This window comes from Mesorhizobium sp. WSM4817, from assembly GCF_055811135.1.
Genome location: NZ_JBVVQQ010000036.1, coordinates 33835 through 48451, shown reverse-complemented (window position 1 = coordinate 48451; position 14617 = coordinate 33835). Strand labels below are relative to the sequence as shown.

Annotated in this window: 18 protein-coding genes; 5 read left to right on the top strand and 13 right to left on the bottom strand. The window is 63.5% G+C overall.

Features of this window, described 5'->3' with window-relative positions; translation table 11 throughout:
- Positions 1-139: 139 nt before the first annotated feature.
- The 5 genes from AC0L2K_RS31420 to AC0L2K_RS31400 are packed head-to-tail and all read right to left on the bottom strand — an operon-like array spanning position 140 to position 5519.
- A complete protein-coding gene (locus AC0L2K_RS31420; protein ID WP_287171135.1) occupies positions 140-892 on the bottom strand; it encodes an MOSC domain-containing protein in 753 nt (250 codons plus the stop codon).
- Positions 893-899: 7 nt separating this feature from the next.
- Positions 900-2531 (bottom strand): ABC transporter ATP-binding protein, encoded by a 1632-nt coding sequence (locus AC0L2K_RS31415; protein WP_473533241.1) that lies wholly within the window; start codon positions 2529-2531, stop codon positions 900-902.
- Positions 2532-2572: 41 nt separating this feature from the next.
- Entirely contained in the window at positions 2573-3400 is an 828-nt protein-coding gene (locus AC0L2K_RS31410) for an ABC transporter permease (RefSeq protein ID WP_128173112.1), read from the bottom strand.
- The gene (locus tag AC0L2K_RS31405) at positions 3397-4338 is read right to left on the bottom strand and encodes an ABC transporter permease (RefSeq protein ID WP_023797824.1); all 942 of its coding nucleotides are present in this window, start codon (positions 4336-4338) and stop codon (positions 3397-3399) included. The genes AC0L2K_RS31410 and AC0L2K_RS31405 overlap by 4 nt, the downstream gene beginning before the upstream one ends.
- A complete protein-coding gene (locus AC0L2K_RS31400; RefSeq protein ID WP_473533240.1) occupies positions 4320-5519 on the bottom strand; it encodes a C45 family autoproteolytic acyltransferase/hydolase in 1200 nt (399 codons plus the stop codon). Before AC0L2K_RS31400 ends, AC0L2K_RS31405 begins: the two co-directional genes overlap by 19 nt.
- 140 nt (positions 5520-5659) lie before the next feature.
- Here AC0L2K_RS31400 and AC0L2K_RS31395 point away from each other — a divergent pair, with 140 nt between their 5' ends.
- Positions 5660-6592 carry a GntR family transcriptional regulator gene (locus AC0L2K_RS31395; protein ID WP_023797826.1) on the top strand — a complete coding sequence of 311 codons (933 nt, stop codon included), beginning with the start codon at positions 5660-5662 and terminating at the stop codon, positions 6590-6592.
- Positions 6593-6773: 181 nt separating this feature from the next.
- Here AC0L2K_RS31395 and AC0L2K_RS31390 read toward each other — a convergent pair whose 3' ends face one another.
- Positions 6774-6953, bottom strand: coding sequence for a hypothetical protein (locus tag AC0L2K_RS31390; protein ID WP_084833640.1), 180 nt, complete (start codon positions 6951-6953; stop codon positions 6774-6776).
- A gap of 297 nt (positions 6954-7250) precedes the next feature.
- On the opposite strand from AC0L2K_RS31390, the gene AC0L2K_RS31385 reads away from it, so the two are divergent.
- On the top strand, positions 7251-7685 hold the full coding sequence (locus AC0L2K_RS31385; protein WP_084646611.1) for a hypothetical protein: 435 nt from the start codon (positions 7251-7253) through the stop codon (positions 7683-7685).
- A gap of 197 nt (positions 7686-7882) precedes the next feature.
- Here the strand turns inward: AC0L2K_RS31385 and AC0L2K_RS31380 are convergent, their stop codons facing one another.
- Positions 7883-8047, bottom strand: coding sequence for a hypothetical protein (locus tag AC0L2K_RS31380; protein ID WP_023797828.1), 165 nt, complete (start codon positions 8045-8047; stop codon positions 7883-7885).
- A 42-nt stretch (positions 8048-8089) separates the two neighbouring features.
- Positions 8090-8374 carry an acylphosphatase gene (locus tag AC0L2K_RS31375; RefSeq protein WP_023797829.1) on the bottom strand — a complete coding sequence of 95 codons (285 nt, stop codon included), beginning with the start codon at positions 8372-8374 and terminating at the stop codon, positions 8090-8092.
- 164 nt (positions 8375-8538) lie between these two features.
- On the opposite strand from AC0L2K_RS31375, the gene AC0L2K_RS31370 reads away from it, so the two are divergent.
- Positions 8539-9351 carry a nucleotidyltransferase family protein gene (locus AC0L2K_RS31370; RefSeq protein WP_023797830.1) on the top strand — a complete coding sequence of 271 codons (813 nt, stop codon included), beginning with the start codon at positions 8539-8541 and terminating at the stop codon, positions 9349-9351.
- A complete protein-coding gene (locus AC0L2K_RS31365; RefSeq protein ID WP_023797831.1) occupies positions 9344-10096 on the top strand; it encodes a metallophosphoesterase family protein in 753 nt (250 codons plus the stop codon). The genes AC0L2K_RS31370 and AC0L2K_RS31365 overlap by 8 nt, the downstream gene beginning before the upstream one ends.
- Positions 10097-10112: 16 nt before the next feature.
- Here AC0L2K_RS31365 and AC0L2K_RS31360 read toward each other — a convergent pair whose 3' ends face one another.
- The gene (locus AC0L2K_RS31360; RefSeq protein ID WP_473533239.1) at positions 10113-11303 is read right to left on the bottom strand and encodes an NADH-quinone oxidoreductase subunit D; all 1191 of its coding nucleotides are present in this window, start codon (positions 11301-11303) and stop codon (positions 10113-10115) included.
- A 101-nt stretch (positions 11304-11404) separates the two neighbouring features.
- Positions 11405-11842, bottom strand: a complete 438-nt coding sequence (locus AC0L2K_RS31355) for a hypothetical protein (RefSeq protein WP_023797833.1) — start codon at positions 11840-11842, stop codon at positions 11405-11407.
- Positions 11843-12063: 221 nt separating this feature from the next.
- On the opposite strand from AC0L2K_RS31355, the gene AC0L2K_RS31350 reads away from it, so the two are divergent.
- Complete coding sequence (locus AC0L2K_RS31350) at positions 12064-12501, top strand: CBS domain-containing protein (protein ID WP_023797834.1); 438 nt, start codon at positions 12064-12066, stop codon at positions 12499-12501.
- 182 nt (positions 12502-12683) lie between these two features.
- Here the strand turns inward: AC0L2K_RS31350 and AC0L2K_RS31345 are convergent, their stop codons facing one another.
- The 3 genes from AC0L2K_RS31345 to AC0L2K_RS31335 form a co-directional block, all read right to left on the bottom strand.
- Entirely contained in the window at positions 12684-13043 is a 360-nt protein-coding gene (locus tag AC0L2K_RS31345; RefSeq protein ID WP_473533238.1) for a YybH family protein, read from the bottom strand.
- Positions 13044-13155: 112 nt separating this feature from the next.
- Positions 13156-13380: a hypothetical protein gene (locus tag AC0L2K_RS31340; protein ID WP_023797836.1), complete on the bottom strand. Its 225-nt coding sequence runs from the start codon at positions 13378-13380 to the stop codon at positions 13156-13158.
- Positions 13381-13452: 72 nt separating this feature from the next.
- Positions 13453-14616, bottom strand: coding sequence for an NAD(P)/FAD-dependent oxidoreductase (locus AC0L2K_RS31335; protein ID WP_128166602.1), 1164 nt, complete (start codon positions 14614-14616; stop codon positions 13453-13455).
- Between the last annotated feature and the right edge of the window lies 1 nt (position 14617).

Sequence of the window (14617 nt, the reverse complement as noted above, 5' to 3'; positions counted from 1 at the left end):
TCACCACTTCCACTTCGGACTCTCCCGCGGAAGGGGACAAAAGTGATCGTGAGCTGTATTCGCCCCCGGCGCCAAGCGTTGGATGTTCACCACCAGCGTCACGACGTGCCGCCGTCCGGCGTCGAAAGCTGGACAAAGGTCAGGCTTCGTTCAAGGTGACCTGGTCGCCCAGCCCGATCTTGCCCGGTTCGATGATTTGGCAGAGCGCGCCGAAGCCGCCCTCGCCATGGCGCGCTATGGTTTGCAGCACTGCCGGCTCGAAGGCGAGATCGCCTTGCGCCAGTGCCGTGAAGGTGCAGCGCGCGCACGGTTCCGAGATCACGATCCGCGCCTTGCCGATCGACAGCACGTTCCCGATGATCTGCTGCTCGACGAAACCCTCCCGCGAAACGTCGGTTTCGATCACGATGTTGGGCCGGAACCGCCTGGAATCCACTTGCGAAGGATCCTCAAGCAGGCCGGCAAGCCTGTTCATCGAGGCTGACGTGACGATGTGGATGTCGGCGCGCTGATAGCGTGGCGCGATATGATCCTGGGCTTCCGAGCCGAAGCGGACATGTGGGTGCAGCGCCGCCGGGAAATCGAGGAAGGCCGAAACCAGCTCGCCTGCGAGGCTGGAGCCGGCATCGATCCAGGAGCCGTCCAAGCCGATTTCCGGCCGGTCACCCTTCAGCCTTGCAACAAGGTTGGGCAGCGGTCGCCAGTGTTTTCGCTTCTCCGGCGCGGCAACAGCGCCGTCGCGCCGGTCGATGATGCCCCAGATCCGATCGCCCGGAATCCCGCCCTCCGCAAGCTCGGTCCCGTCCAGCCGTTCGCCGCCCATCGAACTGATGGGGTATCGCCAGATCTCCGTGATACGGCCAAACGCTGTCATGATGCGGCGACGAGCCATGCCATCCTCATCGAGCCACTGCCTTGCGTGCGCCGGCGCCATCGGCGAAATGGCGATCGATCAGCATCGCCGCATCGAGAAGGGCGCGTGTGTAGGCGTGGCGCGGTCGATCGAAGACGTCGTCGCGGTCGCCGATCTCGACAATCCTTCCGTCCTGCATGACGGCGACCCGATCGGCAACCTGCTCCACCGCACCCAGATCATGCGAGACGAACAGGCAGGGGAACCCGTAGCGTTCCTGCAACGACCGGATCAGAAGCAGGATCTGTTTCTGCACCGTCATGTCGAGCGCCGAGACCGGCTCGTCGGCGACGACGAAGGCCGGTCGCCTGACGATCGCCCGGGCGATCGCGACGCGCTGGCGCTGGCCACCCGAAAGCTGATGCGGGAAACGCTTGAGAAGGTCGCGCGTCAGCCCCACTTCCTCGATGACCTCATCCATGCGCGCGGTCCGCCACTTGCGGTCCAATTCGGTGTCGAGCTTCAGCGGCTCGGTGATGATCTCGGCAATCGACTGGCGAGGGTCGAGCGACGAATAGGGGTCCTGGAAGACGATCTGCATGTCACGACGCTGCGCACGCGCGTCAGCGGATCGATCGTTTGCAATCGCCGTGCCAAGAAACGAGATCGTTCCACTGGCCGGCCTGACGAGACCGACAATGGCGCGCCCGAGGGTCGTCTTGCCGGAGCCCGACGCGCCGACCAGCGCCAGGGTTTCGCCGCGCCGGATGGTCAGGTCGACGCCGTCGACGGCGCGCTTCGGCTGCGCGCGCCCAAACAGCCTGGGACGGCCCGGATAGTCGATGACGACATTGCTGATCTCGACCAGGGGCGGGCCGTCGCCGGCTTTTCTCGATCCACCGGCGCTGCGCTTGGGAAGCGCATCCACCAACCGCTTCGTGTAATCGTGCTGCGGTGCGTGAAGCACTTGGGTGCTGCTTCCCTGTTCGACCGCCTTGCCCTCGCACATCACCGTCACGTTGTTCACATAGTGCGACACCATGCCGAGGTCGTGGCTGATCAGCAGGACGGCGGTTCCGTTCTCCCGCGTCAGCTCGACCATCAGGTCAAGCACGTCGCGCTGCACCAGCGTGTCGAGCGCGGTGGTCGGCTCGTCGGCGATCAGCAGGCGCGGCTTGAGCAGCATGACCGATGCGAGCATGATGCGTTGGCGCATGCCGCCGGAGAATTCGTGCGGATAGGCCGCAAGGCATTTGCCGGGATCCTTGATCTGGATCCTCTCCAGCATTGCCAGCGAGCGGTCCTTTATCTCGGCGCGCGACATGGCGCTATGCAGGCGCAGACCCTCCGCCATCTGCTCGCCGATGGTGACGGCGGGATTGAGCGAGACCATCGGCTCCTGGAAAACCATGCCGATCCGCGCACCGCGTATCTGGCGCAGCGCCTTTGGAGCGAGGCCGGTGAGCTCTTGTCCTTCGAAGTGGATGCCGCTGTCCGGCGTCGTGACCAGCGGGGCAGGGAGCAAGCTCACGATCGAGCGGGCCGCCATCGTCTTGCCCGAACCGGATTCGCCGACCAGCGCCAGCATGTCACTGGGGGCGAGGTCGAAATTCAGCCCGTCGACGATCCGCTTTCCCGATGGCCCGACCGAGATCGACAGATTGCGCACTGAAAGCATCGTGTTGTTGTCCGCGGTCGGCACGAGCATGTTTCCAGGACCTACATTTTCGGGTCGAGCCAGTCGCGCACCGCGTCGCCCAGCATGTTGATGCCGAGCAGTGTGATCGAGATGCAGAGACCCGGCAGGATGATCAGATGCGGCGCCTGGCCGATATAGGGCCGAGCCGTTGACAGCATGTTGCCCCAGCTCGGCGCTGGAGGCGGGACGCCCAGTCCAAGAAAGCTCAGCGCGCTTTCCGACAGGATGATCCAGCCGAACATGGTGGTGGCGAGCACGATGATCGGGGCGACGCAGTTGGGCAGCACGTGCCGCGCCATGGTGATGATCTCGCTGTTGCCCATCACCCGCGAGGCCTCGACATATTCCCGCTCGCGAATGGACATCACCGAGGCCCGCACCACGCGCACCACGATCGGCATGTAGGCAAGGCCGAGCGCAACGATGATACCCTCGCGGCTGGCGCCGATCACCGCCATCAGGCCGAGCGCCAGAAGCAGGCCGGGGAAGGCGAGGAAGGCGTCGTTGACCATCATGACGACGCGATCGACCCAGCCGCGCAGGAAACCGGCGAGAACGCCGAACACGATGCCGAGGATCAAGGCGAAGGCGACTGTCGCAAAAGCGATCCAGGCGCTGGTCCGCGCGCCGCTGGCGAGGCGGCTGAGCACGTCGCGCCCGAACTCGTCGGCACCGAGCAGGTGCTGGGGCGACGGCCCGCTGAGGCGCGACGGCAGATCAAGCTTGAGCGGATCGTAGGGGGCGATCCATGGACCGAACACAGCCAGAAGGATCAATGCCCCGGTGACGGCGATCCCGAAGATCGCATTGAATTTCAGGCCGGGCCGGCCGAGCGCACGGGCGATCATGCGGCGACCCTCGGATCGAGCAGCGGATAGACGAGGTCGACGAGAAGGTTGACCACGACATAGATGAAGGCGATGAACAGCATCGTTCCCTGAATCACCGGATAGTCGCGGGCATAGATGGCGTCGACCAGCAGCCGGCCGAGGCCGGGAATGGTGAAGACGGTCTCGATGACGACGATGCTGGAAAGCAGGCTGCCGAGCACCAAGCCGATCAGGGTCAAGGTGGGCGCGAAGGCGTTTTTGAAAGCATGGCGCCACATCACAGCGCTTTCGGAAAGTCCCTTTGCCCGCGCATGGGTGATGTATTCCAGCCGCGCCACCTCGATCGTGCTGGCCCTGGCCATGCGCGCGATCGGGCCGGACTCGACGAGCACCAGGGTGACCACGGGCAGGATCACATAGAGAGCGGCTTGCGCGAAGTCGCGGCTGAAGGGCACGTAGCCGACGATCGGCAGCCAGCCGAGATAGAGGCCGAAGATCAGCATCAGCATCAACCCCAGCCAGAAACTGGGGATCGAGAGCAGGATGGTCGAGGTGGCGACGACGGTGATGTCGCCAAGACTGTCCTGTCTCCAGGCGGCCAGCATGCCGGCCGGCACGGCGATGACGGAGGCGACAAGCACGGCCAGGAGGACGATGATCGAGGAGACGGCAAAACGGTCGAGGATCAGCGGCAGCACCTCTTGCCCGCTGCCGATCGAGCGCCCGAAATCGCCTGTAAGGACGTTGCCGGCCCAGATCAGATATTGCACCACCACGGGCTGGTCGAGCCCCATCTGATGCCGCATGGCTTCGACCTGTCCGGGCTGTGCGAGGTCTCCCAGCATCAGCGTCGCAGGATCACCCGGGATGAAGCGCATCATCACGAAGACCGCAACCGACACCAGGATCAGGGTCGGTATGGCGCTGGCGATGCGGGTCAGGACAAAGCGGACCATCGTTTCTCCTGTGCTGATATCGAAGGTCGCCCCCGTGCCAGCATCGCCTTCTCGGCGCGCTCGCGGACCTCGTCGTCGAGGGTAAGTTCGTAGCGGGTGAATTCGCGGTTCTCGGCCGGCAACGGTGCGATCTCCATGACGCCGGCGGCTGGTTCGAAGACGATCATCGCCACCGTCGCCGAGAGATTGCCGCCTTTCTTCCTGATCCGCGGACGACAGACGCTGAACGGCGAAGCGAAATCGTCGAAGAGGGCTTCCTTCAAATCGTCGATCGTGACGTCCCCATGCCGCGCCGACAGGCGACGGCGCACGCGCTGGTCGCGATAGAGACTGTCCGGCACGTCGCGAAGCCCGGTTTCGCGCAGCTTCGACAACGCCACCGGGCTCTGCCAGTGATTGGCGTGGACGATCATGTCGTCGTCCGGATAGATGGCGAAGGCCTCGTCCGGCGCGCATTCGAAATCGACCGCGAAGCCCTCGGCGGTGCTCAGGATCATGTTGTTGGAGCCGGATTTCGGTGTCGTCGCCACCACCTTGATGGCGTCCGCGAAATGCTGCGCTTCAAGCGCCCGGCGCCGGATGAAGGGCAGCGGAATTCCGATCTCGCGATAGTCGCGGTCCGATTCGAGATAGTTCGCGGTGATGCCGATGCCGGCCGCGTTGAAGCCGCTGCGCGCCAGTCCGCCGGCTTCGGTGAAGGTGAGGAGGTCCGGCCCGTCCGTTCGCCGGATGCGCAGCACCACCGAGGTCTCGGCGCATTCGGCCTTCCAGTCCCAGTTCTGGCCATGGATGAGCCTGCCGTTGCGGGTCGCCTCCGGCAAGATCACAGCGCCCGTGCAGCCGTCGGGCTCGTCGTCGGAAATGCCTTTCTCGCGCCGGGCGAGCTGCAGGATTTCGGTACGCGCGTTGACCAGGACGATCGAGGACAGGTCGAGATTGGCGCCTGACGCGATCCCTTCCATTTCCTCGACGAGATCGGGCGCCCGTTGCCGCAAGCGAGGCAAGAAGATTTCGGAAAACCGCGCGACATCGTCCCGCCCGAAGCCGAACCGGTCGAGCTGCCCTGCGTAGAGCGCCACCGAAGCGCCGATGCGACCGCGCGCCTGTTCGCCATAGGCCGTGCCGCGCGCTTTCGGCGCTCCTTCGATCTCGACAAGCGGAAAAGGTGCGACTGTTGTCATCAAGGGAAGCCTCAACTCGTTGAGTTCGGATACTAATGCATTTTGATTGAATGAAAAGCAGGAAAATTCGATAGATTGCCAGTTCGAACTGCGTGGCGCATATCTATAATGCGAAGATGCGAACGCCTGAGGAAGTGCCTATGAATGAAACGATCATCGACCGGCCGGCACGCGGCGAGACGGCCAGTCCGCTGCAGATCGATCTGGCGCGGCGGATCCTGGAGCGGATCAGGGATTCGGGCTGGACGGTTGGAACCCGCGTCTCGGTGCCCGACCTTGCCCGCACCTTCGGCGTCTCGCGTTCTCCGATCAGCGCGGCGTTGGAGCTGCTGGTCGCCCAGGGCATCTTGAGCCCGTTCGAGACGAGGGGGCTGCAATTGGCGCGCGAGGTCGCCGACCTCGACCCTGAGGATATCCTGCCCAGTTCACCGCTCGAGGAGCTTTACCGCAGGATGATGCGTGAGCGCGCGCTCGGCCAGCTGCCGCAAGAGGTGTCCGAGGCGGAACTGATGCCGCGCTATCAGGTGTCGCGCGGCGTCGTGCGCAAGCTTTTGCTCCGCTTTGCCGCCGAAGGGCTGGTGCAGCGCCTGCCGGGGCATGGCTGGCGTTTCGCCGACACACTGGTCGGCGAGGACGCCTACCGGGAAAGCTATGAATTCCGGACGGCCGTCGAATGCGCGGCGCTGCGGTCACCCATGTTCAATGCGGATCCTCAGCAACTGGCGCCGGTCCGCCGCGCTCACCAGCGCATCCTGGCGATCGTGTCGACGGGCAAGACGCTGATCGGCGGCGACGAATGGTTCCGGATCAACGCATCCTTTCACGAAGGGCTTGCGGCCTGTTCCGGCAACCGGTTCCTGGCGGATGCGGTGCGCCAGCAGAACAATCTGCGCCGGTTGCAGGAGTCGGCGGGTTTCGAGGAACTGCCGGCGGAACGCATCGAGCAGTCCTGCCGGGAACATCTGGCCATCCTCGATGCCGTCGAGGCGGGCGAGATCGAATGGGCCGAGGCGCTGCTGCGCCAGCATCTAAGGCAGGCATCCGAGTTCGCTTCGCCGCAGCGCTCGATCTGATGCCTGCTATGTCCGCGACGATGAGCATTTCCGTCGTCATTTTCCGCGCCTGATCACCACTGACAGCACCGAGACGACGGCGACGCAGCCCGCATGCTGGCCGCTCAGTGAGCCAACGCGCCGACGCCATCTCGGATCCATGCGGGGATCTGGGCGATCTGGAACGAGCGTCTCCGCTCCGTCAACTCCCGGGAACTTTGGGACTGATTTTCAGCGGCGCATCATTCTCATCCGGATTGGGGACAGGAGCTTCGTCGGGAAGTCTGTCCGGGTCCGGCTCACGCACCGGCTTCGGTTCAGGAAACGGCGGCGGTGTGGGCGCGGGAGTGGGCGTTGGTTCGGGAGTGGGAAGAATGGCCATGGTGTGATTTCCTTCCGCTCGCACTCTGCCTTGGCGGGTCACCGACGTCGGCTGGGATTTTTGAAGCCACCCGTTTCGATCGGTTTTCGCTCGGGCTGACGCACGCAGAACGACCACGCATGCCTATGGTTCCGACGCGAGCCTCCGATGATCCCGCAGGCATCGGCATTCGTGGCCGGACGAGGCCGTCAGAAAAGTGATCGATTGGTCCGCGCATGAGGGCCTTGCCGGCGTCGTGGAGCGCCATAATTTCCATTTCAGGGTGGGACGAACTCACCTGCTGAATAGGAGGCGGCCGTGAAGCACCAAACACTTGACCAACTGCATACCGTTGCCGACGTTCACGCTGAAGCAACAGACCTCGTAGCGACTCGAAGCCAGCGTCTCGAACGTTGGGCGAAACTGCTGGAGAAAAACCCCGATCGACGTCTCGAAGCGTTGACCGGCACCGAATACAAGTCCCCTGAGATACGCGAGAAAATGCGTTACAACGACTCGCCTCTCACGGTTGCCTTCGAGGACCCGATCTTTCGCGCGCAAGGCTTGAGAGATGACACCTACGGTGAAGCCAAGCGCTTCTTCGAACTGACCGACTGGCAGCTGCACGAAATCGTCTGCCATTGCCATGTCGGCGCCTCGATACGAGCGCGATGGGCTGCCTCTCGCGTCCGTTCGGCAATGTCCGAAAGGTTTGGTTTCTTCGCCTGGCTGCGAGGAATATTCATGCACTGACGCTTCGGGCACTGACGCTACGGGCATTGACGCTGCCGGCATTTATGTTGGGGGCCGGCATGTTCGGTGATGGGGCGGCGAAGTGATTTCCACGCCTCGCATCAGCGGTCGTTGATGAGCGGATAGGCCGTTTCGACGGCGATCCGCCATCGGCGAAGCTCGAACCATAGGCTCGATACCACAGGGATGCGCGGATTTCAGTCGGCGGGCGCCGTGTAGCGACGATGGACTGCTTCCGCAATGGCGGCGCGGCTTTCCATGAGGATCGAGCTATCGTCATCCTCGATGACAGCCGCTGCCTCCGCAAGCGCCTTTTCCTTGACCTGTTGCGGAACCGCTGGCTGTCGATTGCTCCCGCGCAAGGCAACGTCGCGGAGGCTTGGCCTTCAAGCCGGTACACACTCCTAGCCGATGATCCTGAATCCGTTCGGCTCCTGGCCGGCATCGACGTCCTGGGATGTCACGCTGGAGACCGACGCTCCGGTCGGCCCTTTCCACAACCGGTCCAACATGGTCGAAACCGCGCCTTCGGCTCCGACGATCAGTGCCGTTACGGATCCATCCTCCTCATTGCGAACCCACCCGGACAGACCGAGCCTCTCGGCCTCGGTCCGTGTCCACACGCGAAACGAGACGCCTTGCACCCTTCCCCTCAGTCTGACGCGTACCGCCTTGCGCCCGTCCTCCATGGTCGCCTCCGTGCAGTTGGTTTGTTCACACCTTCAACTCACCAGCGGCGAGAAAGGCTCCGCCATCACATTTTACGCTTTATGACGGCAACGGAACCATGCGGCGGCGGCTTTGTTTAAAAGACGGACAGCTGCAGGTTGCTGGGCCTCGGAGCCACGATTTCATGACCAACGATTCTCCAACGGGAGGCGCCATCCCGGCATCCGTTCCGACGATCGATCCGAAAGCGGCGCCGACGCTTCAACACGCCGAGGCCGAGGTCTTTTATACAGAGGCGATCCGCGAACTCGCCGCAACGGACATCCCCTTTCTTGTCGCCGGCACCTACGCGGTGAGCGCCTATACGGGCGTCACGCGCCAGACCAAAGACCTCGACATTTTCTGCAAGGCCGGCGACTACGCGCGCATTCTGGCGCATTTCAAGCAAGCCGGCTATGCGGTCGAGATCGTGGACGACCGGTGGCTTGGAAAGGTCTTCAAGAGCACGCATTTTTTTGACGTCATATTCGCATCGGCGAACGGCACCATGCCGGTCGGCGATCAGTGGCTGGAGCATGCGCGGCAAATCGAGCTGCTGGGCAGTCAGGTGCGGATCGTCGGTCCGACCGAGCTTATCTGGTCCAAATGCTTCATCCAGGACAGAAGCCGCCACGACGGCGCCGACATCGCTCATACCATCCTCAAGGCGCAGGATCAGATCGATTGGCGCCGGCTGCTTTCCTACCTCGAAGTCCACTGGGAGGTGCTGCTGATGCAGCTTCTCAATTTCCGCTGGATTTATCCGAGCGAGCGCGATCACGTTCCCGCCTGGCTGCTCGACGAATTGCTTGACCGGCTCGCCAAGCAGCGGGAGTTGCCTACGCCCCGAATGAAAATCTGCCGCGGGCGCCTGCTTTCGCCGACCGACTACGAGATCGACGTCAAGGAGTGGGGTTTTGCCGGCGTCGGCGGAACAGGAGAATTTCGTGATGGCTGAGAGGAACGAGGCTGCTACGGCAAGGGTTGGCAACGGCGGCACCGTGAGGATTGCGGCTATCGGCGACCTGCATGTGCGGGAAGACGCCCAGGCCTCCTGCCGTGATCTCTTCGGCGAAGTTTCGCGCGAAGCGGACGTCCTCGTGCTCACTGGCGACCTCACCAATCTCGGCAAGCCGCGTGAGGCCGAAATCCTTGCGGAGGATTTGCGCGCCTGCGCAATCCCGGTCGTCGCCGTGCTCGGCAACCATGACTATGAATCCGGCGCGGTCGAGGACGTCGCCCACATCCTTCGGCAGGCGGGCGTCCATCTTCTTGACGGCCAGACTACGGAAATCAAGGACGTCGGCTTTGTCGGCGTGAAGGGGTTCATTGGCGGTTTTGGATCACGCATGCTCGGCTCCTTCGGCGAGCCGGCGATCAAGGCGATGGTCGCCGAAAGCGTCAGCGAATCGATGCGGCTCGAAAACGCAATGCGGCAGGTTCGCACCAATCGTACGCTTGTCGTCCTGCACTACGCTCCGGTGGTCGAGACGGTCGCTGGCGAGCCATTGGAGATTTTTCCGTTCCTGGGCTCGTCGCGGCTGGCGGAGACGATCGATCGGTTCAAGGTCAGCGCCGTGGTGCATGGCCACGCGCATCGCGGCATCTATGAAGGTCGCACGCCCGGCGGTGCCCCGGTCTACAACGTCGCCATGCACGTGGCGAAGCCGACCGGCCGTCCCTACGCCCTGCTCGAAATCTGAAACACCCCGCGCCTCGTCAGCGATCGATCTCGCCGAACACGATATCGAGCGAGCCGATGATCGCGGCGACATCGGCGAGCATGTGCCCGCGCGACAGAAAATCCATCGCCTGCAGATGGGCAAAGGACGGCGCGCGGATCTTGCACCGATAGGGAGTATTGCCGCCGTTCGAAACCAGATAGACGCCGAACTCGCCCTTCGGCGCCTCCACCGCGGCGTAGACTTCTCCGGCGGGCACGCGAATACCCTCCGTGTAGAGTTTGAAATGGTGGATGGTCGCTTCCATCGAGCGTTTCATCGTCGCCCGCGGCGGCGGCGTGATCTTTTGGTTCGGAATTGCCACCGGCCCTTGGCCTTCGGGCGATCGCAATTTCTCCAGGCATTGCCTCATGATCCGCACCGACTGGCGCATTTCCTCCATGCGGACGAGATAGCGGTCGTAACAGTCGCCGTTCTTGCCGATGGGAATGTCGAAATCCATCTCGGGGTAGCATTCATATGGCTGTGCCTTGCGCAAGTCCCACGCCGCGCCCGACCCGCGCACCATGGGGCCGGAGAAGCCCCAGGCCCAGGCGTCGTCGAGGCCGATCACGCCGACATCGACGTTGCGCTGTTTGAAGATACGGTTTTCGGTGAGCAACTCGTCGAGGTTGCCGCAAACCTTGAGGAACGGATCGCAGAAAGCCCAGATGTCGTCCAGGAGCTTCGGAGGCAGGTCCTGGTGCACGCCACCGACCCTGAAATAATTCGCATGCATGCGGGCGCCGGAGGCGCGCTCGTAAAACACCATCAGCTTCTCGCGCTCGGCAAAACCCCAGAGCGGGGGCGTCAGCGCGCCGATATCCATGGCCTGTGTCGTGACGTTGAGGAGATGCGACAAGAGCCGGCCGATTTCGCAAAACAGAACACGGATGAGCTGTCCTCGCCTCGGGACCGAGATTTCCAACAACTTCTCGGCGGCGAGGCAGAACGCATGCTCCTGGTTCATCGGCGCGACATAGTCGAGCCGGTCGAAATAGGGCAGAGCCTGCAGATAGTTCTTGTACTCGATCAGTTTTTCGGTGCCGCGGTGGAGCAGGCCGATATGGGGATCGGCGCGATCGACGACCTCGCCGTCCAGTTCGAGCACCAGGCGCAGCACGCCGTGAGCAGAGGGATGCTGCGGTCCGAAGTTGATGGTGAAGTTGCGAACTGCGGCTTCGACCATGACGCTGCTCCGCTGTACCGGGTTTCAGGGCCGAAGCCCAGTGCTCCGGCCCGCCACGCCCGGACCACCGATCAGGTGCCCGCCAATCACGTGCCCGCCAATCACGTGGTTGTCTGGATGATCAGAGTCAGCATGCCGTCGCCGTCGATGTTGGCGGCAACAACCTGCGACGAATCCAGCCCGTTCGCCGCCAGCACCGATGCTGCCTGTGGCGAGGCATCGATCGAGCTCTGCAGAGTAAGCAGATCTTCAACGCTGGTCTGGGTGATCACGGCCTCGGCTTGCGTCTTGAGTTCCGGCGGCAAATCCTCGAGGGCGACAATGGCAATGCCAGTAAAATTCTGGTCGGTGAAACCTTGATCCGGCAGGGCTTGGTCAGGCAGGGCCTGGTCAGGCGTTTGGTTGGGCAAGCTTGGATCGGGCAGGGCTTCCGGAGCCGGGGGTGCGATTTGGGGAAGCTGCGGGTCGGTGGATTGCGCGTGGATCGGCTGCGCCAGGGCCAATCCCGAAAGGGCGGCAATTGTCGTCAATATGCGCATGATCGTTCCTTCCGTTTTCCGTTTTGCTCGAGGAGGATCACCTGGTGACCACACAACCATTGTCCCGGATTATGGTTCCCGTCCGTCACGGATATGGCCATGGTGGAGCCTATCCTGGCGCGAGCGGTCGAAAGATAGAACGATTCCGACAGGCGTTCATTCTCCCCTGATCACACCTTCATCACAGGATCGGCGGGGCGCTGCAGCTCAAGGAGAAAGCCATGAGAATCAGCGAGTGCATGACACGGAAAGTTCAGGTCGCCAGTCCGGACCAGTCCTTGCGGGATGCCGCACGAGCCATGGCCGATCTTGACGCCGGTGTTCTGCCCGTGGGTGAGAATGAGCGGCTGGTCGGCATGATCACGGACCGCGACATTGCCGTCCGTGGCATCGCGGAGGGTAGAGGTCCCGACACCAAGATCAGGGATGTGATGAGCGCGGAGGTACAGTGCTGCTTTGACGACCAGGAAGTCGGCGATGTCCTTCAGAATATGCGCGATCTCAAACTGCGGCGAATGCCGGTGATCAGCCGCGACCGGCGGTTGGTTGGCATTGTCTCGCTCGGCGACCTCGCCACGAACGGCGAGCCCGCCTGGGCCGGCGAAGCGCTGGGCGGCATTTCGCAGCCGGGCGGCGACCATTCTCAGACGGCGCACTGATGCATCATAAACAGATTTGAAGTTCCTGCTCGATCGACGGCATCGGCGTTCAGGAACTTCGAATCCACAACCGTACTGGAGTCACTCCTTTGCGCTACAGGGCCGCACGCCCGGACGCGCGAGCACTTGGTTTGCGCATGATTCCCAGCGAAAATCGATTTCCGGGATCATCCGGGCCGACGCTACGCTACGGAGAATCGATCGATGACCCACAGCCATGTCCCGTCGCCCTGGCGGCGGGCGACCTCGGCGGTTACGGTGCCATCGGGAAGATGGGTTGACGTCAGTGCCAAATCTCCGCTGACAACAGCCGGAGCCTGATTTTCGGCGGCATATTTTCGGCCCGTTGCGGTGATGTCGGCGAAGAGTGCCCGGATCGCTTCGCGGCCACGCGTCAGTCGCCCGTCACCGCTGTCGACGACGGCATGCGGCTCAAAAAGCGCGGCCATGCCGTCGATGTCTCCCACCCACTGCCGGGAGATCAGCAGACGCTCCAGATCCTGGGGATCACGCGCCGGCTCGCGGCTTGCTTCATCGGTCATGGCGAAACTCCTCCGACGCTCGGTAGCAAAGCGTTCGATCCTGCGCCAAGTTTCGTTGGAAGACGAGCCGCAAGCTCCGCCATGCTGATCGCAAGGTGGAGCAGCCTGGCGATCATCCTCCCCAGCCGAGATCGCGATCCGCAACGCGCCATTCGGCGGTGCGGGCGCGGCGCCGGTGGCTGCGGCTGTCGTTGAGGAAGTCGGCGATCCTTGCCGCCGACTTCGCCGAGGCGAAAGTCAGCAGCCGATCGTGATGGACGACGGGCTCGCCGGTCTCATTGTCCCAGATCTCGAACCGGCAGCTTGGGTTCGGTATGGCTTCGAAACGGATCTTCATATCGATGGTCCCGGTGATCGTCGGACCGAGGTTCCGCGATCCCGGCTTATGGATGGCTTACGGGCGTTTGGATTATGCCTTTGGCAGCGGGCGCGCTCGCGCGGGTCGCCCTCGGCTAGCCGCCTTCGGCGCGAGGCGCTGGGCGACATGGTCGGCGATCGCCAGGCTTGAGGTCAGGCCGGGGCTCTCGATGCCGAACAGATTGACCAGGCCCTCCACGCCATGCACCGCCGCGTCCTGGATGACGAAGTCGGCATTGGCTTCGCCGGGACCGGAGAGCTTCGGCCGGATGCCGCTATAGGCCGGCCGCAGGCTGCCATCGGCCAGGTCCGGCCAGTATTTGCGGATCTCGTCGTAGAAGCGCTCGCCACGTATTGGATCGACGCGATAGTCGAGTTGATCGGTCCATTCGACGTCAGGCCCGAAGCGGGCGACGCCGTCGAGGTCGAGCGTCAGATGGACGCCGAGCCCGCCGGGTTCGGGCACGGGATAGACCAGCCGCGAGAACGGCGCCCGGCCGGCGACCGAAAAGTAATTGCCCTTGGCGTAGCGAAGTTCTGGCACGAATTGCCGGTCGAGCCCGTCAAGCGAGCCGGCAAGTGCCGTGGCGCCGAGCCCGGCGGCGTTGACGAAGCGCGCGGTGGCGATTTTAAAGCGCTCGCCGCTGGTGCTGTCGATCGTGTCGAGCACGATGCGCCCACCTTCAATGGCGCCCGAGGCGATGCGGGTGTTGAGGCTGAGCGCCGCCCCGTGCTCCTCGGCGTCGCCCAGCAGCGCAAGCATCAGCGCGTGGCTGTCGATGATGCCGGTGGCGGGAGACAAAAGCGCGGCCGTGCCGCGCAGCTTGGGCTCCAGCCTGCGCGCCTCTGCTGCGGTCAAGGGCGTCAAATCGCCCGCGCCGCAAGCAGCGGCATTGGCCAGGATCGAAGCGAGCATCGGCTCCTGTTCGGCATCCGTGGCGACGATGAGCTTGCCGCAGCGCGCATGCGGCACCGCCCGCTCCTGGCAATAACGGTAGAGCCTTTCGCGGCCTGCCACGCAGAGCCGGGCCTTCAGCGATCCGGCCGGATAGTAGATGCCGGCATGGATGACCTCGGAATTGCGCGAACTGGTCCCGGTGCCGATGGCGTTCTCGGCCTCGAGGATCAGGGTGTCCATGCCACGCCGCGCCATCTCTCGCGCGATCGCGAGGCCAATGACGCCGGCGCCGGCAACGATGCAGTCGACATGGTCCACG